Here is a 23630-nt window from a genome sequence, read left to right as displayed (position 1 = left end):
CTTACGCTACGGAACCACTTTTTGCCGGCATCGGAAATCGGGGTTGCCTTCCAACCCGCCAAATCATAAAAGCGATGGTGGATCACTGCAATCCTGGAACCGCCCTCCTCCGCAGCTTCCTGCTACAGGGTCAGATGAAAGGCGGCTCCTTTCGCTTCACGCGAAAAGGCTTCAGGTGATTGCGACGAATTTCGCAGGTGTGCTCCCGTGGCGGGGGAATCGCCTGCGTGAGGAAAACGGCCGGGTTGTTCCCGCGCCGGCTCTGTATGAGCAAACAAGCTGGTCCGGTTTCCGGGCTTTGGTTCAAAAGGTTCTGCTGGTGACGATGGCTTCAAGCGCAATCATGGAAACGTCCGCATCAAACCGCGCCAATATGGCTGCGGGCGGCACCGCCATGACACGCAGGCACCGTCCGGCGGACGTTCAATTATCCGGCACCCACTCTCATCCAGACACACAGCAGCGGGCTTTGCCCCGCCAGCTGCGGCTGACGGCTGCCGGGGGGAAACGAAATAATGCCCAACAAAATGCTGATAGACGCCTCCCACCCGGAGGAAACACGCGTTGTCGTCGTACGCGGTAACCGTATCGAAGAATTCGACTTTGAATCGCAGGACAAGAAGCAGCTCAAAGGAAATATCTACCTCGCCCGCGTAACGCGCGTCGAACCCTCCCTTCAGGCAGCCTTTGTCGAATATGGCGGCAACCGTCACGGTTTTCTCGCCTTCAGTGAAATACACCCCGACTACTACCAGATTCCGGTCGCCGACCGTCAGGCACTGCTGCGCGCGGAAGCGCAGGAGGCCGAGGACGAAGAGAACGAGGACGGCGAAGGCGACGATCGCCAGAGCCGGGATCGCGGGCGGCGCGGTCGCCGGCGCGGCGGCAAGAGCCGCGACCGTGGTGAAAACAGGCGCGATGCCGGCACGGCCGATTCCGGCGAGGCAAACGAGGCCGCCGGCGAGACAGACGAAAACAACGACAATGGCGCGGATGCCGTCGCCGAGGACATGTCCAACGTTTCGGGAACCATGGAACCCGATGCCTCGGAACACGCCGGTGCATCCGAACGTGACGGTGCATCCGAAGCTAACGGGGCATCCGAAGATAACGGGGGTTCTTCCGAACAGGATGAAGGCGAAACCAGCGACGGTGGCCCCAAGTCGATCGCCGCCTCCGTCGAAGGCGACGTGATTTCCGAACCCGTGCCGCAGGCGGAACAGGGCAGCGAAGCCACTTCCGTCGACAATGACCGCGGGATGCTCGAGGAAGTATCCTCTTCCCATCCGGACGATCATGAGATCGAATCGGTTGGCGCCGAGGATGCGCTCGAGGAAGTGCGCAACCGCCGCAAGCCGGTGCGCCGCCAGTACAAGATCCAGGAAGTGATCAAGCGCCGGCAGATCCTGCTGGTGCAGGTCGTCAAGGAAGAGCGCGGCAACAAGGGTGCAGCGCTCACCACCTATCTGTCGCTTGCCGGCCGCTATTCGGTGCTGATGCCGAACACGGCGCGCGGCGGCGGCATTTCGCGCAAGATCACCAGCGCGGTCGACCGCAAGCGCCTCAAGGAGGTCGTCGCCGATCTCGAAGTGCCGCAAGGCATGGGCGTCATCCTGCGGACCGCCGGCGAGAGCCGCACCAAGGCGGAGATCAAGCGCGATTACGAATATCTGATGCGGCTGTGGGAGAACGTGCGCAATCTCACGCTCCAGTCCACCGCCCCTGCCCTCGTCTATGAGGAAGGCAGCCTGATCAAGCGTTCGGTGCGCGATCTCTACAACAAGGATATCGACGAGATCCTGGTTTCCGGCGACGAGGGCTACCGCGAAGCCAAGGACTTCATGCGCATGTTGATGCCGAGCCACGCCAAGGTGGTTCAGCCGTTCCGCGATACGACGCCGATCTTCGTGCGCAACGGCATCGAGGCGCAGCTCGACCGCATGCTGCAGCCGCAAGTGACGCTGAAGAGCGGCGGCTACATCATCATCAACCAGACCGAAGCGCTGGTCGCCATCGACGTCAATTCGGGACGCTCCACCAAGGAGCACTCGATCGAGGACACCGCGCTCCACACCAATCTGGAAGCGGCCGAGGAAGTCGCCCGCCAGCTCCGGCTGCGCGATCTTGCCGGCCTGATCGTCATCGACTTCATCGACATGGAGGAGAACCGCAACAACCGCTCCGTCGAGAAGCGGCTGAAGGATCACCTCAAGAACGACCGCGCCCGCATCCAGGTCGGCCGCATCTCGCATTTCGGCCTGATGGAGATGTCGCGTCAGCGCATCCGCGCCAGCGTGCTGGAATCGACCATGAAGCCATGCCCGCATTGCGGCGGCACCGGCCATGTGCGCTCCGATTCGTCGGTGGCGCTGATGGTGGTAAGGGCGATCGAGGAGTTCCTGCTCAAGGATTCGCGCAGCCACATCACGGTGCGCACGCCGGCCGCGACCGCGCTCTACGTGCTCAACCACAAGCGCGGCACGCTGGTGGAACTGGAAAGCCGCTTCGGCCTGACCGTCACCATCGAGGCCGACGATACGGTTGGTGCCCAGCACTACGCGATCTTCCGCGGCGCGCTGGCCGAAAAGCCGGAAGGTTTCGTCGAGGCGCGCAGCCTGCCTGCCTATGTCGAGCCGGAAGAGCCCGAGGACGAGATCGTCGTCGCCGAGGAGGAGGACGAAGCGCCGGTACAGGCCGAGCAACCACGGCACGCCCAGCCGGCGCAGCATCAGCAGCCCAGATCCGGCGAGGAAGGCGAAGGCCGCGACCGCAAGCGCCGCAAGCGTCGCAGGCGGCGCGGCGGCAAGGATCGCGACCGCGAGCATGGCGCCCCGACCGACGGCGCGCCCCATTCCACCTCGGAGGACGGCCTCTCTGCGTCGGAAAGCGCAGCGGACCATGACGATGCCGAGCTGGACAACGAAGCTGCGGTCGCCGCAACGGAGACCGTCGAAACGGCGGAAGCATCCGACGATGGCCAAGGCAAGAAGCGCCGGCGCGGCAAGCGCGGCGGCAAGCGCAACCGTCGCGAAGACGGTGAAGGCGAGACGGAGGCGGCAGCCGGCGAAACGACCGAGCCTGCCGAGGCTGACGCTTCGCTAAGCGAGCCTGTGTCGATCGAGCCGGTGGCTGCGGCGGCCGCCGAAGAGCCGGCGGCTACTGTGAGCGACGAGGTGCCTAGCACCGAAAAGCCAAAGAAGCCGCGGCGCGCAGCCAAGCCCAAGAAGGCGGCCGCCGAGGCTGTCGCCGAGGAGCCGACCGCGGAAGCGGCCGTTCAGGCAGCCGCCGCGACGCCAGCCACGGCATCGGACGGGGCAGCGGTCGCCGGGGAGACACCGAAGGCCCGGCCATCACGCCGCAAGGCGGCAGCCGCCGATACACCTATCGTACCGGTGGTTTCCTCGACCGTCGCCGATGAGCCGGAAGCCAAAGCCGAATCCGAAGAAAAGCCCAAGCGTGCCGGCTGGTGGCAGCGGAAAGGCTTTTTCTAGGCTTTTCAAATTCTTGAATTGATTTTCTGACAAAAAGAATCCCGCGCCGATCGAAACGAACGGCGCGGGATTTTTCATATCCGGCAGGTCGTGATCGCTATGGCGCGAAGATCGACCAGTTCATCATCCTGGCGAGCTTTTCCAGCGCGATCGAACCCAGCTTGGAATTGCCGTTGGCGTTGAGGCCGGGCGACCAAACGGCAAGCGAGGCGACCCCCGGCACGATACCCAATATACCGCCGCCAACGCCGCTCTTGCCGGGAATACCGACGCGGAAGGCGAAATCGCCGGAGCCGTCATAGTGGCCGCAGGTCAGCATCATGGCGCCGATGCGCCGCGCCCGCTCCGCCGACACCACCTGATACCCGGTCGCCGGGTTCTTGCCGCCATTGGCGAGGAAGCGACCGGCCATTGCCAGTTGCCGGCAGCTCATGGCGATGGCGCAATGATGGAAATAGACGCCCAGCGCCAATTCCGGCGCATGATGGAGATTGCCGAAGGATTTCATGTAATTGGCGAGTGCGAAGTTGCGGTAGCCGGTGGCCCGTTCGGAAGCCGCGACCTCGCGGTCGATGATGATGGTCTCGTCGTCGCAGAGGAACTGGATGAAGCGCAGGATCTCGCCGATCGCCTCGCGCGGCTGGTGGCCGGCAAGGAGGATGTCGGAAATGACGATAGCGCCGGCATTGATGAACGGATTGCGCGGAATGCCGTTCTCATGCTCGAGCTGGACAATCGAGTTGAACGGGTTGCCGGACGGCTCGCGCCCGACCCGCTTCCACAGCGCGTCGCCGACATTGCCGAGCGCCAGCGTCAGGGTAAACACCTTCGAGATGCTCTGGATCGAAAAAGCCTGGTCGGCATCGCCAGCCACCAGCACGCCGCCGTCATTGGTGACGGCCGCGATACCGAATTTCTTCGGATCGACCTTGCCCAGTTGGGGAATGTAGGTCGCGACATCGCCGCGATCGGTGCGTTCAGCCATTTCCGCCGCGACTTCCGCCAGCGCCTGTTCGAGCTCCGGCATGGCGCTACCTCAACCAGCGTTCGATGCGCGCCATCGCCTCGACCATGTCGTCGTGGCTGCCGGCATAGGAAAACCGCATCGTGCGGTGGCCCGCCCGGGTGTCGAAGTCACGGCCGGGCGTCGCCGCCACATGCGCCTCGGCCAGCATCTTGCGGGCAAAGGCCATGCTGTCATTGCTGTGCCGGGTGACATCGCAAAAGGCATAGAAGGCGCCATCCATGGGCGCCGCCAGGGGAAAACCCAGCTCCGGCAGGCGCTTCATCAGAAGCTCGCGATTCCAGGCATAGCGCCGCTTCACCGCTTGCAATTCCTCGGTTGCGGTAAAGGCCTCGATCGCCGCGATCTGCGACAGCTCCGGCGGCGAGATGTAGAGGCTCTGGGCGATGCGCTCTACCGGCCGCACGAGGTCTTCCGGCAACACCATCCAGCCGATGCGCCAGCCGGTCATGCAATAGTATTTCGAGAACGAGTTGATCACCGTCACGCTGTTGCTAAAGGCGAGTGCCGTGGTGTCTGGGGCGCCATAGGCCAGCCGATGATAGATCTCATCGGAAATGACGGCGATGCCGAGGGATTCCGCCGTGGTGACCAGGGCCGCCAGTTCATCGGCCGGTATGACGGCGCCGGTCGGATTGGCCGGACTTGCAAACAGCACGCCCTTCAGAGGCTTCTCCCGATGCGCGGCCTGCAGATGGCCGGCATGCAAATAAGCCGCGTCGCCGAGCTCGATTTCGACCACGTCGATGCCAAGGGCTGCCATGATGTTGCGATAGGCGGGATAGCCGGGCGCGGCGATGGCGACCCGGTCGCCGGGATCGAACATCGCCAGGAAAGCGAGATTGAAGGCCGCCGACGATCCGGTGGTCACCGCGATCCGGCCAGGATCGACATCGAGGCCGTAGTGATCCGCGTAATGCCCCGCGATCGCTTTGCGCAGCGGGGCCAGGCCCAAGGTGTCGGTATAGCCGATGCGTCCAACCTCCAGCGCCTTGGCCGCGGCGGCGCGAACCCCGACAGGCGCCGGATCGGATGGCTGGCCGACCGCCATGGAAATCACCGGCACGCCCTGTGCCTTCAGCCGGTTCGCTTCGGCCAGCACATCCATGGCGTGGAACGGCTCGACATTGCCGCGATGGGAGAGCGAAACGACCATTTTTACCCCTGTTGCGAGGATTGAGCGCGCCAGGTCCTGACGCATGCGCCGCACAAATGCCCGATTGATGTGAGGATCACAAGTTGAGGAAGTTTTTCAGGCGCCGACTTTTCATCTTTCGCCCGCTCGTCTACCAGTGGACACATTATGTTGAGCCGACCCAGATCGACGATTGCCCGGGCAGCGCGTGTCTTCGCGACGATCTCGCTTGCCGCCGCGGTTGCAGTGGCCGGTTCGGTGACCGCCTTCGCCCAGGGCGTGCCAGTGGTACGCGACGCCGAGATCGAAGCTCTGGTACGCGATTATGCACGGCCGATCTTCAAGGCGGCCGGGCTGGCGAATGACGGCATCGACATCGTGCTGGTCAATGATTCCAGCTTCAACGCCTTCGTCACCGGGCGCCGGCTGTTCATCAACACCGGCGCGCTGATGACGGCTGAAACACCGAATGAAATCATTGGTGTCATCGCGCACGAAGCCGGGCATATCGCCGGCGGCCACCAGCAGAAACTGCGCGACCAACTCGAACGCGCCAAGACCATGGCCATCATCGCCACCTTGCTCGGTGCCGGCGCCATGGTCGCCGGCGCGACGACAAACAGCCGCGGCCTTGCCGGGGCCGGCATGGGCGTGGCGGCTGGCGGCGGCGAGATGGCGCAGCGCAGCATCCTCGCCTATCAGCGCACCGAGGAAATCACGGCCGACCGCTCGGCTATCACCTATCTCAATGCCACCGGCCAGTCCGGCATGGGCATGCTGAAGACCTTCCACCGCTTCCAGACCGCGCTGTCGCTGTCGGGCGCGCAGGTCGATCCCTACCGGATCAGCCATCCGATGCCGCAGGACCGCATCGCCAATCTCGAGGTGCTGGTCAAGCAGAGCCCCAATGTCGACAAGCTCGACGCGCCGACGCTGCAGCAGCGCCATGACATGATGCGGGTGAAGATTGCCGTCTACATGGAAGGCCAGGCCGCCGCGGCGCGGCTGATACAAAAGATGCGCGGCGGCATGGCGGCGCTATACGGCGATGCCCAGTCGACCTATCTCTACGGCAACCTCGACGCGGCGCTCGCCAAGACCAACGCCCTGATCAAGGCGCAGCCCAAGAATGCCTACTTCCAGGAACTGCGCGGCGATATATTGATGAAGGCGAACAAGCCTAGGGATGCGGCCGACGCCTACGCCAAGGCTGTCAGCCTCGATCCGGCACGGTCCGGCCTGCTGCCTGTCTCGCTTGGCCAGGCGCTGATGGCGGTCGGCACGCCCGACTCGCTCAAGAAAGCTGTCGTGCAGATCAACAATGGCCTGGGGCGCGACAAGGAAAACTCCACCGGCTATCGTTATCTGGCGCAGGCTTACGGCGAGCTGGGAGACATACCGGGCGCCGAGCTTGCCACCGCCGAAGGCCATTTCTATTCCGGTAACTACAAGGATGCGAAGATCTTCGCCATGCGGGCGCAACAGCAGATGAAGCGCGGCGAGCCGCGCTGGATACGCGCCCAGGACATCATAAACTACAAATCATCAGGCAAGAGCCAGTAAACTCATGAACCCTCCGGCCGTGTGCTGCGACACAGCCAGACCGGAAAACAGGCAGAAGGAACGAGAACGATGAAGAAGGCACTGCTGCTGTGCACCACGGGGGTTGCGGTCGCCCTTGCCATGCTGGCTTTCGGTTTCGTGGCCGGCAATCCGCAGGTTGCGAAGGCCGGAACGGCGCAGCCTGTCCAGACGGCGCAGCCTGCCCAGTCGGCCGTGGCCGATACCAAAATCGACCGCGCCGAGGTCGAGGGAATCATCCGCGACTATCTCCTGAAGAATCCGGAAGTGCTGCTCGAAGTGCAGGACGCACTCGAGGCCAAGCAGAAGGAGGAGCAGCGGCTCGCGGCGCTCGGCGTCATCAAGAACGCCAAGGACCAGATCTTCAACTCCACCTTCGACGGCGTCGTCGGCAACCCGAACGGCAAGGTAACGATCGTCGAGTTCTACGACTACAATTGCGGCTTCTGCAAACGCGCCATCGAGGATATGCGGGCCCTGACCAAGTCAGATCCGGATCTGCGTTTCGTGCTCAAGGAATTCCCGATCCTCGGCCCGGATTCGCAGAAGGCCAGCGTCGTTTCGATGGCGTTCCACCTGATGATGCCGGAGAAGTACGGCGAGTTCCACAATGCGCTGCTCGGCGGCCAGGGGCGCGCCACCGAGGCAACCGCGATCAAGATCGCACTTTCGCTCGGCGCCGACGAGGCGACGCTGCGCGAGAAGATGAAGGACGCGTCGATCCCCGAGGCCTTCTCCAAGACTTACGACCTTGCCAACAAGCTGCAGATCACCGGAACCCCTTCCTACGTCGTCGGCAACGAGGTCGTGTTCGGGGCGCTCGGGCAGGAAGTGCTTGCCGAAAAGATCGAGGCGGCGAAAGCCGCGCTTTGACCGGCGAGTGGTTTTCTTCACGGGCACGTTTCGGCCTGTTGTGGACAGTGAAAGAACGCACTTGCGCTCTTTCCGCGGGCGACTATGCCCGGTATAGAGGCCCAGCGCGCCGGCTTGACGTCGGCGCCGGAAAAGGTCGACTTTTTTGAAAACGGTTTTCGTCCTGAACGGTCCCAATCTCAACGCGCTCGGCAAGCGCGAGCCGGGCATCTATGGCGGCAAGACGCTCGCGGCCATCGCCGACGACTGCAAGCAGGCAGGCAAAGCGCTCGGGATCGAGATCGATTTCCGCCAGTCGAACCATGAAGGCGATCTTGTCGACTGGATCCAGGAAGCCGGCGACAAGGCCGCCGGCATCGTCATCAATCCAGGCGCCTACAGCCATACCTCGATTGCCATCCACGACGCCATCCGCTCGATCGCGCCGCTGCCGGTCGCCGAAGTTCACCTTTCCAACATCCACGCGCGGGAACCGTTCCGCCACGTCTCGATGGTCGCGCCGGTCGCTGTCGGCATGATCTGTGGCTTTGGGCCGCTCGGCTACACGCTGGCGCTGCAAGCGCTGGCCGCACGCCTATGACCGGCCAACAAACAGAAGGCTCGAAAATGTCGATAAAGAAGACCGGTGTTGACCAGCAACTGATCCGCGATCTGGCGGGCATACTGAACGACACCAACCTGACCGAGATCGAGGTTGAACTCGGCGACCTGAAGGTACGGGTGTCACGGCAGGCGCCCACCGTCCATGCGATCGCCGCACCGCAACCGGCCTATGCGCCGGCAGCGGCATCCCAATCTGCCGCCGTGGCTGCCCCGGCCGCGGTCGACGTGTCCAAGAACGCCGTCCCTTCGCCCATGGTCGGTACTGCCTACCTGGCGCCGTCGCCGGACGCCAAGCCGTTCATCGAGGTCGGCCAGAAGGTCAAGGAAGGACAGACGCTCTTGATCATCGAGGCGATGAAGACGATGAACCAGATTCCCTCGCCGCGCGCCGGCACGGTGACGGCGATCCTGTTCGAGGACGCGACGCCGGTCGAATACGGCATGCCGCTTGTCGTGATCGAGTAGAGCGAGCCGGATGTTCCAGAAGATCCTCATCGCCAATCGCGGCGAAATCGCACTTCGGGTGCTGCGCGCCTGCAAGGAACTCGGCATCCAGACGGTGGTGGTGCATTCGACCGCCGATGCCGACGCCATGCATGTGCGGCTGGCCGACGAAAGCGTGTGCATCGGTCCGCCGCCGTCGCGCGACAGCTATCTCAACATCCACCAGATCGTCGCGGCCTGCGAGATCACCGGCGCCGACGCTGTGCATCCGGGCTACGGTTTCCTGTCGGAGAACGCCAAGTTCGCCGACATCCTGGCGGCGCACAACATCACCTTCATCGGTCCGTCCGGCGACCATATCCGCGTCATGGGCGACAAGATCGAGGCCAAGCGCACCGCAAAGCGCCTTGGCATTCCGGTGGTGCCCGGCTCCGACGGTGCGGTGACCGAGGAAAAGGAAGCCAGGCGGATCGCCGCCGAGATCGGCTATCCCGTCATCATCAAGGCGTCGGCCGGCGGCGGCGGACGCGGCATGAAAGTGGCGCATACCGAGGCGGACCTCGAAATCGCCCTGCAGACGGCGCGTTCGGAGGCCGGCGCGGCCTTTGGCGACGACGCGGTCTACATCGAGAAATACCTGGAGAAGCCGCGCCACATCGAGGTGCAGGTGTTTGGCGACGGCTTCGGCGGCGGCGTGCATTTCGGCGAACGCGACTGCTCGCTGCAGCGGCGCCACCAGAAAGTTTGGGAAGAGGCCAATTCGCCGGCGCTCAACGCCGAGGAACGGTCGCGCATCGGCGGCATCTGCGCCAAGGCGATTGCCGATCTCGGCTATTCGGGCGCCGGAACGATCGAGTTCCTGTACGAGAACGGCGAGTTCTATTTCATCGAGATGAACACGCGTCTCCAGGTCGAGCATCCGGTGACGGAAGCGATCACCGGCATCGATCTGGTCCACGAGCAGATCCGCGTCGCTTCCGGCGGCGGCCTTTCGGTCAAGCAGGAAGACATCAAGTTCAACGGCCACGCCATCGAATGCCGCATCAATGCCGAGGATCCGCGCACCTTCACCCCCTCGCCCGGCACGATCACCCATTTTCATACGCCCGGCGGCCTCGGAATCCGCGTCGATTCCGGTGTCTACTCCGGCTACAAGATCCCGCCCTACTATGACAGCCTGATCGGCAAGCTGATCGTGCATGGGCGCAACCGAGTCGAATGCATGATGCGGCTGCGCCGGGCGCTCGACGAATTCGTCGTCGACGGCATCAAGACGACGTTGCCGCTGTTTCGCGATCTCGTCGGCAATGCCGACATCGCCAACGGCGACTACGACATCCATTGGCTGGAAAAATATCTGGCCAAGGGCGAATAGCGCGGGGACGCGATGACCCGTCCATACGCGCCAGGCTATCGCATCCCCACCGACCTTCTGCTCAAGGCATACGCCTCGGGCGTGTTCCCGATGGCCGAAAGTGCTGGTGACCCGGAAGTGTTCTGGGTGCGCCCGGAAACGCGCGGCATCATTCCGCTCGAGGGCTTTCACACGCCCAAAAGCCTGCAGAAGACGATCCGCAGGCACCCGTTCGACATCCGTTTCGACTTCGACTTCGAGGCGACGATCGACGGCTGCGCCGAAAAGCGCGAGGAGCGCCGCTCGACCTGGATCAACGCGCCGATCCGCGAAGCCTATGTGCAACTGCACCGGATGGGACACTGCCATTCGGTCGAGGCATGGCGGGGGGGGCGTCTGGTCGGCGGGCTCTATGGGGTCTCGCTCGGGCGGGTGTTTTTCGGGGAAAGCATGTTTTCCAAAGAGACGGACGCGTCGAAGATCTGTCTCGTGCATCTCGTCGAGCGCCTGAAGGCACGCGGCTTCGCGCTCCTCGATACGCAGTTCACCACCGAGCACCTCAAGCGCTTCGGCGCGGTCGACGTGCCGCGCGGCAAGTATGAGAAGATGCTGGGCGACGCGCTGAAGGGCGAAGCGATCTTTTTTCCGTAGGGATCAAGCCCTACTTGGCGGTGGCCTCGAGCGGCGTCTGCGCATGGAACATCATCTTCCAACCGTTGACGCGATGGACATAGCCGGTGCTGACCAGTGCGGCGTAGGGTTCGCCATTCTCGCGCGTCGCATGCGCCTCGTAGGTCAGCATGACGATGTCGCTGCCCGGCTCGATTATGCCCTTGAGCTCGATGTCGAGATCGCGCCAGCGGTTGGGCTTGGTCGCGGTCTCGGCCAGATCGGCATTATCCATCGCCTTGGCCATCCGCGGAAACGCCACCAGGCATTCGGTGTCCGCGTTGGCGGCGTAGTAGGCACTGTCACCCGTCCAGAACCCCTTTTCGAGTTCCAACAACTCGGCCTTGTTGGCCATGATCCGCTTGCTGTCCGACATAGCATATCCTCCGGGCACGTCTTGATGCTCCAACGCGCGCCCGCCATGGCGGTTCCAAGAGATCAGTTGGCGGTGGTCGTGTCCGGTTCCGCGGCGTCGTCCGGCTGTGCCGCGTCCGGAGTGACCGGGGGCTTGGGCCTGGCCGAGGCGGGCTTGGTCGCGGCCGGCTTCGAGGCGTCGGCTTTCGCTCCGTCGGCCTTGCCAGCATCAGGCGCCGGTACATCCGACTTCTGCTTGCATTCCTTCAGCCAGACGTCATAGACGGCGTGCTCGACGGCATTGAGGCCAGGGCTTTCGGCAAACATCCAGCCGGTGAAGATGCGGCGGATCTTGCGGTCGAGCGTGATCTCGTCGACCTCGACGAAGGAATCGGTCTTCGGCTCCTCGTTCTCCGGCCGGGAATAGCAGACGCGTGGCGTCACCTGCAGGGCGCCGAATTGCACCGTCTCGTCGATATAGACATCGAAGGTGATGATGCGGCCGGTGATCTTGTCGATACCGGCGAACTCGGCGACCGGGTTGGCAATGCGATCCGATCCCGCTGCCGCTGGCGGCGCCGGGGCGGCAGGTGTGGGTGAAGCCGCAAAGGCGACGGTGCTGACGGCGAGGCTGGCGGCTAGCGTCAGACCGCCTGTCGATATCAGGTTGAAAAAGCTCATGCAGGGGTACCGGTGGTTCGCGCCCAGGTGATTCCATCGATCGCCAAGGCTAGTCGCCGTTTTCTGATCAGCAAGCAGCTAAACACCAATTGTGGCGATAAAGGACCGGCCTGCACCTTACGGTTACAAACCCGCGCCGTTACGACCCCGGCGTCCAGGCGTCGTAGTCGCCGGTGACCTGCGGGCGATGTTGGTTGGTCAGCACCGAGCCCTTCGGGCGATAGGCCGCGGGCGTGCCGGTCAGATTGGGCAGGTGCGGCTTTTGCCAGTCGCGCGGCCGGTAGTCGTCGCTGGGGGGAGCGACATCGACACGATGGTGAATCCAGCCGTGCCAGCCCGGCGGAATGGCCGACGCTTCCGAATAGTTGCGGTAGATGACCCAACGGCGCGTACGGCCTTCCGAATCGATACCGCCTTCATAGTAGACATTGCCGGCCTCGTCCTGGCCGACCCTCTTGCCGTACCGCCAGGTGTGCAGGCGCGTTCCCAGCGTCTGGCTGTTCCACCAGGTGAAAAACTGCGTCAGGAAAGTCTTCATCTCAGAACCCTCGCGCTGGTGGCGCCCGTTTCCTGCTTATGGCGTCAGGCCCTCGGGAAGGCAAGGGTTTTGCCGCGGGAGCGCGCAAATGGCGCGCCAGGGACCCGACACAAGCCTGTGATCCCTGGGCCTGTGATCCCTGGGGTGGCCGGATGCACGCTTGCCAAGCCTTGCCGCTCTTTCTAAAGCTCTGCGCGCCCATGCGGAAATCCTCTGCGCCCAGGGGCTGAAGGAGGCGACGATTGGCCAAGCAATTGCCGACCACCGACATTCGCATCGGTGCCGACCTGATTCGCCGCCGCAAGGGCGGCACGCCGATCGTCTGCCTCACCGCCTACACCTACCCGATCGCCCGCCTGCTCGATCCCCATGTCGACCTTCTCCTGGTCGGCGACAGCGTCGCCATGGTCCTGCATGGCCATGAGACGACGCTGGGCGCCTCGCTGGAGATGATGATCGCGCACGGCCAGGCCGTGATGCGGGGCTCGGCCAAGGCCTGCGTCGTCGTCGACATGCCGGCCGGCACCTATGAGGATTCAGCCGCGCAAGCCGTGGCCTCGGCGCGGCGCATCGTTGGCGAGACCGGTTGCCAGGCGGTGAAACTCGAGGGAGGCGTCGACATGGCCGCTCAGATCGCGGCGATCGTGGCCGCCGGTATCCCGGTCATGGGCCATATCGGCCTGCAGCCGCAATCGGTCGAGAAAGACGGCGGCTACAAGATCAAGGGCCGGACGGACGAGAATGTTGCCGCCCTGATCGCCGACGCGCTCGCGGTCGAGAAGGCCGGTGCGTTTTCCCTGGTCATTGAAGGAACGATCGAGACGGTCGCCGCGGACATCACCGGCCGCATCGCCATTCCAACCATCGGCATCGGCGCCAGCAGCGAGTGCGACGGCCAGATCCTGGTCATCGACGACATGGTCGGGCTGACCGTCGACCGGGTGCCTAAATTCGTCAAGCAATACGCCGATCTGCGCAGCGTGATCGCGCATGCCGCCGAGCGCTACGCATCGGAGGTACGGGACCGCGAATTCCCCGGCCGTGCCCATGTCTTTTCAAAAACAAATGGCGGGGATGAAGCATGAGCCGGCCCGACGTCGTCGACAGCGTTGCCGAGCTTCGCGCACGCATCCGCGACTGGCGGCGCGATGGGCAGCGCATCGCCTTGGTGCCAACCATGGGCGCATTGCATGACGGGCATCTTTCGCTGATCAAGATCGCCCTCGAAAGAGCCGATCGATGCGTGGTGTCGATCTTCGTCAATCCGACGCAGTTCGCGCCGAGCGAGGATCTCGACAAATACCCGCGCCAGTTGGCCCGCGACCTCGATATGCTGACGATGGCCAAGGCCGATCTCGCCTTCACGCCTGATGTCAACGAGATGTATCCCCTCGGTTTTGCGACGAAAATCTCGGTCGGCGGCCCGTCAGCCGGGCTCGAAACGGACTTTCGACCCACCTTTTTCGATGGCGTCGCCACAGTGGTGGCCAAGCTTCTCCTGCAGGCCGTACCCGACTTCGCCATCTTTGGCGAAAAGGATTATCAGCAGCTTTGCGTCGTCAAGCAGCTTTGCCGCGACCTCGACCTGCCCGTCGAGATCATCGGCGCACCGACCATTCGCGACGCGCATGGCCTCGCCATGTCGTCACGCAACGCCTATCTCGATGAAGCCGAACTCCAGACCGCCCGCCAGTTCAATCTTATCCTGCGCAAGGCGGCAACGGCGCTGGCGGCGGGCGCAGGTCAGGAAGAAACGATCGCCGAAGCAAGCCGAGCCCTGATCGTCGCCGGCTTCCAGAAAGTCGATTATGTCGAGGCCCGAGAAAGCCTGACACTTGCGCCATGGCGGCACGACCGAATGGGCCGCGTCCTCGCCGCCGCCTGGCTGGGAAAAACCAGGCTGATCGACAATGTGGACGTTTCCACCGCCTGATCGGCGTTCGCGCTATCGATTGCTGTTTGCAGTCTCAACGCTGCCGGCGCCAGGCACACAGCGGAAACTCGAATTGCTGATACGCGAACTGTCGCCACCTGCGACCGCGCCGATCCTGGCCTTCACCCGTCCCGCTTGCGGCTTTCCCAGCCTACTCCTCGGTCGGCATATGCAGGTACATTGACTGGATGCCGACCCTGCCCGGACCCGTGAAGCGGTTGACGATGAAATTCATGTTGGCGCCGAAGAAGCCGCTCGACAGCCGGTCGATCTTGGTTTCCATCCTGACCGAGGCATCCTTGAACAGCCAGCCGCCGGGTTCGATGTCGATGGTTTCGCCCGGAGCGAGCGTCTTTTCAAAAACGTTGCCGTAGCCGTGCAGCCAGACGATGCCGTCCCCGGTATCGCCGCGAAACCGGTCGATGAAGAAGCCGCTCTGGCCGAACAGCATTGTCGCCAGGCCGCGTACACGCTCGAACGTGTAGTCGACATTGCCGGTGGCGGCCAGGAACTGGTGCTCGCGCACCTGGATCTCCTCGCCTTGCCGCAGGTGAATCGGCACGATGTGACCGGGTCCGTCGCGGCTGAAGGCGACGACGCCCGCTCCCGACGCCTCGGTGACGAAGATCTGCATGCCGGCCATCATGCGCTTCAGCGCCCCCTTCAGCGATTTCAGGCCGATGGTGATCGTGGAATTTTTCCACAGCAGGATGTGGTGCTCGAAATAGACAGGCATCCGCGTCACGTCGACGGAGAGCACGGGCACCAGTTCGCCCGCTATGTGATAGGTGACGCCGCCAAAGGTTTCGCCCGACACCTCGGTCGGCATCAGTTCCGGCAGGCTTGGCATGGTTCCCCCCAAGCCGTCCCGCGCGCGTCGGTTTATTCCGGCTTCGAGCGGGTCGGCCTGAGCAGCTTTGGTGCCGGACATCAGGGCCGTCAAACGAAAACGGATCCCGGGACGGGCACTCGCGCGAAGGTGATCACGCCGCTAGGTGGTCAGGCAGCAAGTACCCGTTCATAGATCAACGCCGGGATGGCCGAACCGGCGGAGCCGCAATTCTCGGTGCGGCCGGCTTGAACGAAGCCATTGGCTTGATAGAAGGCAACGGCGCGGGTGTTCTTCTCTTCCACTTCGAGCCGAATCCCATGGGCTTCCGGAAAACTCTCGATGATTTCGTCGAGCAGCATGCCGCCGATGCCTCGGCCCTGCAGCGCGGGAAGCACATAGAGCTGCCTGAGCATAACCACGCCGCCGTCACCGACGGCTTCGGCAAACGCCATACCGCCAATGCGCTTGCCGTCATCGGCAACGAGGAACTCGCTGCTCGGCTTGACCAGCCTGGCCTTCAACGAAGCGATGGAGTGCCATTCATTGGTGATCTCGGTGACCCGTTCGGCGCCGTAGATCGCGTCATAGGTGGCATGCCATGTTTCGACCAGCAACGCCCGGACGGCTGCGAGGTCGCGATCCCCGGCGGTGCGGACGAACATGCCTTTACTCGATGCCCAGCTTGGCCTTGACGAGATCGTTGACGGCCTGCGGATTGGCCTTGCCGCCAGTCGCCTTCATCACCTGGCCGACGAACCAGCCGGCCATGGTCGGCTTGGCGCGTGCCTGCTCGACCTTGTCGGGATTGGCCGCGATCACCTCGTCGACCGCCTTCTCGATGGCGCCGGTGTCGGTGACCTGCTTCATGCCACGGCTTTCGACCAGTTGGCGAGGATCACCACCCTCGCTCCAGACGATCTCGAACAGGTCCTTGGCGATCTTGCCGGAGATGGTGCCTTCCTTGATCAGGTCGATGACCGCACCGAGTTGGTCGGGCGAAACCGGAGCGGATTCAATGTCCTTGCCGGCCTTGTTGAGAGCGCCCAGCAGATCGTTGATGACCCAGTTGGCGGCGAGCTTGCCGTCGCGCCCGGCCGCTACCTTCTCGAAATAATCGGCGATCGGCTTTTCCGACACCAGGATCGCTGCGTCGTAGGTCGAGAGGCCGAGCGAGGAGATCAGCCGCGCCTTCTTGTCGTCGGGCAGTTCCGGCAATGCCTTGGCCAGGGCGTCGACATAGGCCTGGTCGAATTCCAGCGGCAGAAGATCGGGATCGGGGAAGTAGCGGTAGTCGTGCGCCTCTTCCTTGGAGCGCATCGAGCGCGTCTCGCCCTTGACGGCATCGAACAGCCGCGTTTCCTGATCAATCTTGCCGCCGTCCTCGAGGATAGCGATCTGCCGGCGCGCCTCGTAGTCGATGGCCTGGCCGATGAAGCGGATCGAATTCATGTTCTTGATTTCGCAGCGGGTGCCGAATTCGCCCCCTGGCCGGCGCACCGAGACGTTGACGTCGGCACGCAGCGAGCCTTCGTCCATGTTGCCGTCGCAGGTGCCGAGATAGCGCATGATGGTGCGCAGCTTGGTCACATAGGCCTTGGCCTCGTCGCCGGAGCGCAGGTCGGGTTTCGACACGATCTCCATCAGCGCCACGCCGGAGCGGTTGAGGTCGACATAGGACATGGTCGGGTGCTGGTCGTGGATCGACTTGCCGGCATCCTGCTCCAGGTGCAGGCGCTCGATGCCAACCTCGATGTCCTCGAACTCGCCCTGGCGGTCGGGACCGACGGAAACGATCACCGTGCCCTCGCCGACGATCGGCTGTTTGAACTGCGAGATCTGGTAGCCCTGCGGCAGGTCCGGATAGAAATAATTCTTCCGGTCGAAGACCGACTTGTGGTTGATCGCCGCCTTCAGGCCCAGGCCGGTGCGGATCGCCTGCTTGACGCATTCCTCGTTGATGACGGGCAGCATGCCGGGCATTGCCGCATCGACTAGGCTGACATTGGCATTGGGCGCAGCCCCGAATGCGGTCGAGGCGCCGGAGAAGAGCTTTGCCTCCGAGATGACCTGAGCGTGAACCTCAAGGCCGATAATGATCTCCCAGTCGCCGGTGGCACCTGATATCAGGCGTTTTGCGTCGGGTGTACGGGTATCGATGATGCTCATGGCCTGCCGTCAAATTCCGGATGATTGCCGAATGCGCTGCACATTCAGCAGGTACAAATCGTACCCGCTTCGCTAGTGCAAACCGCCAGAAGAGACAAGCGCAAAGCCTCGGTCTGGCCTTCCCAGCCATTTTCGCCTATAGGACGCTCATCCCAATGGAGAGTGGATGTCCACTTACGCTCAGTCCCGGTAAGGCCCTGACCTCTCGATGAGGCAGGGCAGAAAACCTGAAACCCCGTGCCGCGAAACTTCGCGGCGGCGGCATTTTTCGTTTTCCCGGAAACTCTTCACATGGATATTTCGCGTACTGAACAGCGCATCCTGCACCTGCTCGCGCAGGGCGGACGCATTGAAATCGAAAAGAACGACAAGAAAAGGATCGCTTCCGTCAAATGCCTGACCCGCGACGGCTGGCATTATCCTGATGTCGATCTCGACCTGTTTCGAAAATTGAAACGCAAGAAGGCGGTTTCGTCGTCGGGCGGCGGGCCCTACCGCATCACAAGGCGCGGGCTCGCACTCGTCCGCTCCGAACTCGACAACAGATAGACCAGGGTTCCGCCGGTCGGCCCTCCGGCCGGCGGCTTCTTTCACAGTTCAGGCGGTGGCGATGTAGGCGCGTATTTCCTCGGCCTCCCGCTCGACGTCCTCGATGCGGCGCTTGACCACGTCGCCGATGGATACGATGCCATCCAGCAGGCCGTCCTTTTCCACCGGCAGATGGCGGAAGCGGCCCCTGGTCATGATCTCCATCACCTCGTTGACGGTGTGGTTCTCATTGCAGATCTTCACCTTCGGCGTCATGGCCGAGCGCACCGCGATGTCGAGCGCGGCGGCTCCTTCCTTGGCGATCACCCGCACGATGTCGCGCTCGGAGAGGATACCGACGATCTTGCGATCGCCATTGGTGATGACCAGTGCGCCGATCTTGTGTTCTGTCAGGATGCGAATGGCTTCGCTGAGTTTTTCGTTGGGCCCGAGCGTCAGCACGTCATGGCCCTTGCTCTCGAGAATTGCCTTAACTGTCATGGCGTCCTCCTCTACTTTGCCAACCGGTTCCTGACCTGACCGGGTTTCGCATAAGAGTGAACATCGTGCGCCGTGATGGGTTGCATTTCAAGTGTGGTCGGGGGCTTCCCATTCAGGCGCTTGCCATCCCCTGTCGAACCAGCGCAGGCCGAAGAAGCCCGCGACAAAGCCGCCTATATGGGCCTCCCAGGCGATCTGGCCGTCCACGCCCGGCGCGAAACCGAGAAGGCCGGTGGCGAGATTGATGATCATCCACATGGCCAGGAAAATGACGACGCCGCGCGAGCGCAACACGATCGCGACCGGCAGCACCGGGCCGGCGAAAGCAGCCTTGCCGGCCGAGCGGTCGGTGTGGAAGCCAAAGCGCGCCGCGGCCCCCATCATGCCCGATATGGCGCCCGATGCGCCGACCAGCGGCGCTTCTCCGTATGGATGCATGGCCCAGAAGAGCGCCACCGAAGCCAGTCCGGTGGCGGCAAAGAACAATGCGAACCGGAGCGCGCCGAGACGATTGGCCAGCGGCGAGCCAAAGGCGGCGAGCCAGACCATGTTGATGGCGATATGGGCAAAGCCGCCATGCATGAAAGCGTAAGTGAAAGGCCGGGTGAAAAGGAACCAGTCGAAGCCGTATTGGCCGGTATAGAGGACCGGAATGAACGCCCCGTCATAGAGCAGCGTCATTTGCTGGGCGTCGTTCAGCACATAATGCTGCAGCAGATAGACGATCGCGCAGATGCCGATCACCGCCAGCACGATCGGCGGCAGGTTGAACACCGGCTCACGCGCCGGCGGCGGCATGGCTTCGGCCGGTTCGGGCTGGGACGGATATTGCGGTTCGCTCATCTGCAATCGCACTCTATGCTGGTTCAGTCCGGGGCTGGTTCAGTCTGGGGCTCGTTCGGCCTGGCCAGCATCTAGATCACCGCCGATGGAACCGCAAACGGCGAATCGTCCCGCTCGGAATCACAGGAACGAATCAAAAAAGAAGCCGTCCAAGGTTTCCCTTGAACGGCCGGTCGAGCCCCCTGCTCCCCTAAAATTCTTGACTGAAGTGCTGCCGATCGTCGCGAAACGACCGCTTCTGGAGTGGTTTTGGTGTGCCACGCGGCTCGCCAGGGCGCAACGTAAACCACTTGTTAACCTTAACGGCCCCGACCCGTGAACAAGTGTTAACGACGCTGGCACGCTTCCTGCTCCGGAACGCATGTAGGTCATCGGAGGGCGCCCTTCTGTTCACCGATGGGACATCAGACGACAGAATGCGCGGAGCTTTTTAGTATGAACCAAAACGGATCGATCACGCTGTTCCACTATTGGAACCGCCTGCGTGACGGACGCCCCGCTCCGAAGCGATCGGAAGTCGAGCCGGCCGACATCAAGTCGCTGCTGGCCGATACGTTCATCCTGGAAAGGGACACGCGTGGTCAGCCCGTGTTTCGTCTGGCCGGCACCAGGCTCTGCGCCTGCTACGGCCGCGAACTCAAGGGGTTTTCCTTCCCGTCGCTGTGGCGCGAAAAGGATCAGCGGCTGGTTTCGCGGCTGATCCACGGGGTTTTCGACCAGAAATCGGTCGTGCTGATCATTTTCGAGGGCTTCAGCCGCAACGGCCGCTCCAACAAGTTCGAATTGCTCGCCCTGCCGCTCGATGGCGGCATTGAAAATCCGCGCTGCCTCGGCGTGATCAGCGCCGCGGAGAAGCCGTTCTGGCTGGGCGCGGATCCGATCACGGACGCCTTGATCGATTCAATACGCGTTATCGACCCGGAGAAAGAGCTGCTGAACAACCGTCCGGCGATCGACGTTCCCTCGCTCGTTCCCGACGAGATCGGGGCGCCCGACACGATCTCGGCGCTCGGCCGGGCGCGCCGCATCCGCCACCTCGTCGTCTTCGACGGCGGGCGCGAAGATAGTTGATGATCACACAGTCCCGCGGGCCTGTTTTTCCCCTTTGTTAACCCGCTTTGTTGTACTTCTCTGATGAAGTCCCTCGCATTAAGGCGCGGGATGCCAAACGGGGTGTAGGCAGTCATGAGGTCAGCGGCGGTCGACTATGCGCCGTCCCAAGCTGAAAGGCGTAACTTTCAGCGCGTCCGGGTCAAGATATACGGACGATTCATGCTGGAGGACCGCACCGAGCACCCCTGCCAGGTCGTGGACATGTCGCCTGGCAACGTCGCGCTTCGCACCGACCGCATCGGCATGCCCGGCGAGAAAGTCATCGCCTATATCGATCATATCGGTCGCATCGAAGGTGTCTTGACGCGCACTTTGCCGGACGGCTTCGCAATGACGGTGATTGCGTCCGACCGCAAGAAGGACAAGCTCGCGGCGCAATTGACATGGCTCGCCAACAAGCACGAGCTCGACCTGCCGGAAGACCGCCGACACGAGCGCGTCTCGCCACGCAACCCGACCAGCGTGCTGCAGCTCACCGACGGCCGTCAGTATCAGTGCCGGATCATCGATCTGTCATTGTCCGGCGCCGCGATCGAGATCGAGGTCAAACCGGCGATCGGTGTCCAGGTCATGCTCGGCACGATGCGCGGCCAGATCGTCCGGCATTTCGAAGATGGCGTCGCCATCGAATTCGCCGTCATCCAGCGCCCCGAAACGCTCGATTCGGAATTCAACACGCCGCGCGCCTGATCAGGCAGCAAGTACACCTGTCAGGCCGGCCCTCGCGGCCGGCTTTTTGATTCCGGAGTGCGTCGATCGATGCGTCCTCGGGGCGACAGGTCGCCATAGTCAGATAGGGCCCGCGCGAGGCCCACCAGATAAACCAATCCCGCAATCCGAACAATTCAATACTCAAATGATTCAAATTTTATGTTTATTCTACGGGCGTTTTACTTAAAATCTACTCCGTGCTTTTGCGTCAAATAAATCCACATGTGGCAATGTCTCCTTCGAACGGGGAGACTGAATAATGAAAAGAACGAGGGGCAAGCTGTTGCTGGTGGCAATGGCGATGCAGTTTTCCGCCTGGGGATCAGCATATGCCGCGGGACCGGCCTACATGCATACCGGCGGACGCACCACGCAGCCTGTTGGCCACTATGAATTCTGCCAACGCATCCCGGGCGAATGCAACGAGAAGACCCCCAAGGGAGAACCGGTCGACCTGACCCGCAAGCTCTGGGCGTCGATCGTCAGCATCAACAATTCGGTCAACACCCGCGTCAAGCCGCGCACCGACATGGAAAACTACGGTGTCGAGGAATACTGGGCCTACCCGGACAGTGGCTATGGCGATTGCGAGGACTACGCGCTGGAAAAGCGGCGCGAGCTGATGAATGTGGGGGTGCCCGCCGGCGACCTTTTGATGACGGTTGCGCGCCAGCCGAACGGCGACGGCCATGCGGTTCTGACCGTGCGCACCAGCCTCGGCGAGTTCATCCTCGACAATCTGGAAACCAAGGTGCTGTCCTGGACGGACACCGACTACACCTATCTCAAGCGTCAATCGACGGAAAATTCCGGCGTTTGGGTAACGATCAACGACGGCCGTTCCGACGCGGTCGCCAGCGTCCGCTGAGGACGCCAACAAGGTCAGGCGCGTTGCACGGCTGCGACGCGCTCAACGAGAAACCCGGTCGAGTCCCCACCCTCCCCGTCCCCAACGACCGGGTCAAAGGAGCCGGCCCCGTCCCCGGGCCGGCTCCGCCATTTCTGTAGGGAAGATGCTAAACTGACCCGATGACACGTGGCGCATCGCGCCGCCCCCGCCTTTCCACGCACAACAGATCGATGCACAATCGGGCCGTTGGTTTCGTTTCCTGGGTCACATTGATGCTGGAAATCCCGGAAGATCGATGCGAGCGCCATCGCCTATTCAGGGCGATCGACGACGCCTTCAAGGCCGGTGACTTCGACGAACTCGGCAAAGCCTTGGGCGGCTCGCCTCGCTGGTTCGACGAGCGCATGCCGTTCGAACTCGGTCTTGGCAATCCGCTGGAATATGCGATCTACTGGAGCCCTCTCGGCTTCGTCGCAACGCTGATCGAAGCCGGATCGAGCCCGAACTACGAAGATCATGCCGGATTTCCCCCGATCATCGCGGCGCTGTCCACCGAACGCGCGGACAAGCTCGACATCATCCGCATCCTCGTCGATCACGGCGCCGATCCCAACATGCGGGGCGTCAACGACTGGACGCCGCTTCACTATGCGGTGGCCATCCGCAGCGTCGAGGCGATCCGCCTGCTTCTCGCCGCCGGCGCGGACCCGACGCTCGAAACCCGTATCGATGACTACACGACGGCCCTTGAGGAGGCCGACAAAGCCGGCTTTGAAGCCGGAGCTTCGTTGCTGCGCGATGCGACGGCCAAGCGACGCTCCAAGGGACGATGAGTTGCAGCGACGAACCGGGCGACACCCATCGCCAAAGCCGGCTTCAGACCTTTTTCAGCCCCGCCTTGAAGCGCCCGGCGTTGGCGACGTAGTGCGCGGCGGAGCCACGCAGCCGCTCGACCGCCGCGTCGTCCAGCACCCTGATCGCCTTTGCCGGTGAACCGACGATCAGCGAATTGTCCGGGAATTCCTTGCCTTCGGTGACCAGGGCGCCGGCGCCGACCAGTGAATTCTTGCCGATCCTGGCGCCGTTCAGCACGATGGCGCCCATGCCGATCAGGCTGTTGTCACCAATCGTGCAGCCATGCAGCATGGCGCGATGGCCGATGGTGCATCCTTCGCCGATGGTCAGCGGAAAGCCGGGATCGGTGTGCATAACCGTGTGTTCCTGCACATTGGTGCCGGCGCCGATGACGATGGGCTCGTTGTCGCCCCTGATGACGACGCCGAACCAGAAGCCGGCATTGCGGCCGATCCTGACGTCGCCAATCAGCGTGGCGTCGGGCGCGATCCAGTTCGAATCCGCATCGGCGAAGCTGGGCTCGGTTCCATCGATCGCATAAAGCGGCATTG

Annotated in this window: 25 protein-coding genes; 14 read left to right on the top strand and 11 right to left on the bottom strand. The window is 62.9% G+C overall.

Annotated elements, in window-relative coordinates; all coding sequences use genetic code 11:
- The first annotated feature begins 515 nt into the window (after positions 1-515).
- Positions 516-3491, top strand: a complete 2976-nt coding sequence (locus EN824_RS12520) for a ribonuclease E/G (RefSeq protein ID WP_135932338.1) — start codon at positions 516-518, stop codon at positions 3489-3491.
- 97 nt (positions 3492-3588) lie between these two features.
- On the opposite strand, the gene EN824_RS12515 is transcribed toward EN824_RS12520, so the two are convergent.
- Positions 3589-4518, bottom strand: a complete 930-nt coding sequence (locus tag EN824_RS12515; RefSeq protein WP_127279912.1) for a glutaminase — start codon at positions 4516-4518, stop codon at positions 3589-3591.
- 4 nt (positions 4519-4522) lie between these two features.
- The gene (locus EN824_RS12510; protein WP_135928783.1) at positions 4523-5671 is read right to left on the bottom strand and encodes an aminotransferase class I/II-fold pyridoxal phosphate-dependent enzyme; all 1149 of its coding nucleotides are present in this window, start codon (positions 5669-5671) and stop codon (positions 4523-4525) included.
- 147 nt (positions 5672-5818) lie between these two features.
- Between EN824_RS12510 and EN824_RS12505 the strand changes: the two genes are divergently transcribed.
- From EN824_RS12505 to aat, 6 genes are all read left to right on the top strand, one after another.
- On the top strand, positions 5819-7213 hold the full coding sequence (locus EN824_RS12505; protein WP_135932337.1) for a M48 family metalloprotease: 1395 nt from the start codon (positions 5819-5821) through the stop codon (positions 7211-7213).
- Positions 7214-7282: 69 nt separating this feature from the next.
- Positions 7283-8104, top strand: a complete 822-nt coding sequence (locus EN824_RS12500) for a DsbA family protein (protein ID WP_135932336.1) — start codon at positions 7283-7285, stop codon at positions 8102-8104.
- 145 nt (positions 8105-8249) lie between these two features.
- A complete protein-coding gene (gene aroQ / locus EN824_RS12495; RefSeq protein ID WP_127279916.1) occupies positions 8250-8684 on the top strand; it encodes a type II 3-dehydroquinate dehydratase in 435 nt (144 codons plus the stop codon).
- A 26-nt stretch (positions 8685-8710) separates the two neighbouring features.
- Positions 8711-9172 (top strand): acetyl-CoA carboxylase biotin carboxyl carrier protein, encoded by a 462-nt coding sequence (gene accB / locus EN824_RS12490; RefSeq protein WP_127279917.1) that lies wholly within the window; start codon positions 8711-8713, stop codon positions 9170-9172.
- Between the two features lie 10 nt (positions 9173-9182).
- Positions 9183-10526, top strand: coding sequence for an acetyl-CoA carboxylase biotin carboxylase subunit (gene accC, locus EN824_RS12485; protein ID WP_127280307.1), 1344 nt, complete (start codon positions 9183-9185; stop codon positions 10524-10526).
- Between the two features lie 12 nt (positions 10527-10538).
- Positions 10539-11156: a leucyl/phenylalanyl-tRNA--protein transferase gene (gene aat / locus EN824_RS12480; RefSeq protein ID WP_135932335.1), complete on the top strand. Its 618-nt coding sequence runs from the start codon at positions 10539-10541 to the stop codon at positions 11154-11156.
- Positions 11157-11166: 10 nt separating this feature from the next.
- Here aat and EN824_RS12475 read toward each other — a convergent pair whose 3' ends face one another.
- From EN824_RS12475 to EN824_RS12465, 3 genes are all read right to left on the bottom strand, one after another.
- Entirely contained in the window at positions 11167-11550 is a 384-nt protein-coding gene (locus EN824_RS12475) for a hypothetical protein (RefSeq protein ID WP_127869412.1), read from the bottom strand.
- A gap of 62 nt (positions 11551-11612) precedes the next feature.
- On the bottom strand, positions 11613-12209 hold the full coding sequence (locus EN824_RS12470; RefSeq protein ID WP_127280304.1) for a DUF2155 domain-containing protein: 597 nt from the start codon (positions 12207-12209) through the stop codon (positions 11613-11615).
- A gap of 139 nt (positions 12210-12348) precedes the next feature.
- Positions 12349-12747, bottom strand: a complete 399-nt coding sequence (locus EN824_RS12465; RefSeq protein WP_127280305.1) for an NADH:ubiquinone oxidoreductase subunit NDUFA12 — start codon at positions 12745-12747, stop codon at positions 12349-12351.
- A gap of 242 nt (positions 12748-12989) precedes the next feature.
- On the opposite strand from EN824_RS12465, the gene panB reads away from it, so the two are divergent.
- Both panB and panC read left to right on the top strand, forming a co-directional pair.
- Entirely contained in the window at positions 12990-13832 is an 843-nt protein-coding gene (panB, locus tag EN824_RS12460) for a 3-methyl-2-oxobutanoate hydroxymethyltransferase (protein WP_135932334.1), read from the top strand.
- Positions 13829-14680, top strand: a complete 852-nt coding sequence (panC, locus tag EN824_RS12455) for a pantoate--beta-alanine ligase (RefSeq protein ID WP_135932333.1) — start codon at positions 13829-13831, stop codon at positions 14678-14680. Before panB ends, panC begins: the two co-directional genes overlap by 4 nt.
- Before the next feature lie 151 nt (positions 14681-14831).
- On the opposite strand, the gene EN824_RS12450 is transcribed toward panC, so the two are convergent.
- From EN824_RS12450 to gatB, 3 genes are all read right to left on the bottom strand, one after another.
- Positions 14832-15530 carry an AIM24 family protein gene (locus EN824_RS12450; RefSeq protein WP_135932332.1) on the bottom strand — a complete coding sequence of 233 codons (699 nt, stop codon included), beginning with the start codon at positions 15528-15530 and terminating at the stop codon, positions 14832-14834.
- A gap of 149 nt (positions 15531-15679) precedes the next feature.
- Positions 15680-16174, bottom strand: a complete 495-nt coding sequence (locus EN824_RS12445) for a GNAT family N-acetyltransferase (RefSeq protein ID WP_135932331.1) — start codon at positions 16172-16174, stop codon at positions 15680-15682.
- Between the two features lie 4 nt (positions 16175-16178).
- Positions 16179-17678 carry an Asp-tRNA(Asn)/Glu-tRNA(Gln) amidotransferase subunit GatB gene (gene gatB / locus EN824_RS12440; protein ID WP_135864222.1) on the bottom strand — a complete coding sequence of 500 codons (1500 nt, stop codon included), beginning with the start codon at positions 17676-17678 and terminating at the stop codon, positions 16179-16181.
- A 291-nt stretch (positions 17679-17969) separates the two neighbouring features.
- Here gatB and EN824_RS12430 point away from each other — a divergent pair, with 291 nt between their 5' ends.
- Positions 17970-18227: a YjhX family toxin gene (locus EN824_RS12430; RefSeq protein WP_127280952.1), complete on the top strand. Its 258-nt coding sequence runs from the start codon at positions 17970-17972 to the stop codon at positions 18225-18227.
- Positions 18228-18275: 48 nt separating this feature from the next.
- Here EN824_RS12430 and EN824_RS12425 read toward each other — a convergent pair whose 3' ends face one another.
- Together EN824_RS12425 and EN824_RS12420 are read right to left on the bottom strand one after the other, a co-directional pair.
- On the bottom strand, positions 18276-18707 hold the full coding sequence (locus EN824_RS12425) for a CBS domain-containing protein (protein WP_127280953.1): 432 nt from the start codon (positions 18705-18707) through the stop codon (positions 18276-18278).
- An 87-nt stretch (positions 18708-18794) separates the two neighbouring features.
- Positions 18795-19550, bottom strand: coding sequence for a rhomboid family intramembrane serine protease (locus EN824_RS12420; RefSeq protein WP_135932330.1), 756 nt, complete (start codon positions 19548-19550; stop codon positions 18795-18797).
- Between the two features lie 435 nt (positions 19551-19985).
- Here EN824_RS12420 and EN824_RS12415 point away from each other — a divergent pair, with 435 nt between their 5' ends.
- The 4 genes from EN824_RS12415 to EN824_RS12400 all read left to right on the top strand — a co-directional run bounded on the left by EN824_RS12415 (position 19986) and on the right by EN824_RS12400 (position 23057).
- A complete protein-coding gene (locus tag EN824_RS12415) occupies positions 19986-20621 on the top strand; it encodes a PAS domain-containing protein (RefSeq protein WP_127869418.1) in 636 nt (211 codons plus the stop codon).
- A gap of 114 nt (positions 20622-20735) precedes the next feature.
- Complete coding sequence (locus EN824_RS12410; RefSeq protein ID WP_127281204.1) at positions 20736-21353, top strand: PilZ domain-containing protein; 618 nt, start codon at positions 20736-20738, stop codon at positions 21351-21353.
- A gap of 280 nt (positions 21354-21633) precedes the next feature.
- On the top strand, positions 21634-22242 hold the full coding sequence (locus EN824_RS12405) for a transglutaminase-like cysteine peptidase (RefSeq protein ID WP_127869419.1): 609 nt from the start codon (positions 21634-21636) through the stop codon (positions 22240-22242).
- A 254-nt stretch (positions 22243-22496) separates the two neighbouring features.
- Positions 22497-23057 (top strand): ankyrin repeat domain-containing protein, encoded by a 561-nt coding sequence (locus EN824_RS12400; RefSeq protein ID WP_167531247.1) that lies wholly within the window; start codon positions 22497-22499, stop codon positions 23055-23057.
- 43 nt (positions 23058-23100) lie between these two features.
- On the opposite strand, the gene EN824_RS12395 is transcribed toward EN824_RS12400, so the two are convergent.
- The gene (locus tag EN824_RS12395; protein ID WP_135864217.1) at positions 23101-23628 is read right to left on the bottom strand and encodes a gamma carbonic anhydrase family protein; all 528 of its coding nucleotides are present in this window, start codon (positions 23626-23628) and stop codon (positions 23101-23103) included.
- Positions 23629-23630 lie beyond the last annotated feature (2 nt).

Source organism: Mesorhizobium sp. M8A.F.Ca.ET.181.01.1.1 (assembly GCF_004792025.1).
Lineage (GTDB): Bacteria > Pseudomonadota > Alphaproteobacteria > Rhizobiales > Rhizobiaceae > Mesorhizobium.
The sequence above is the reverse complement of the archived record's forward strand: the minus strand, read 5'-3'. Positions and strand labels throughout refer to the sequence as shown.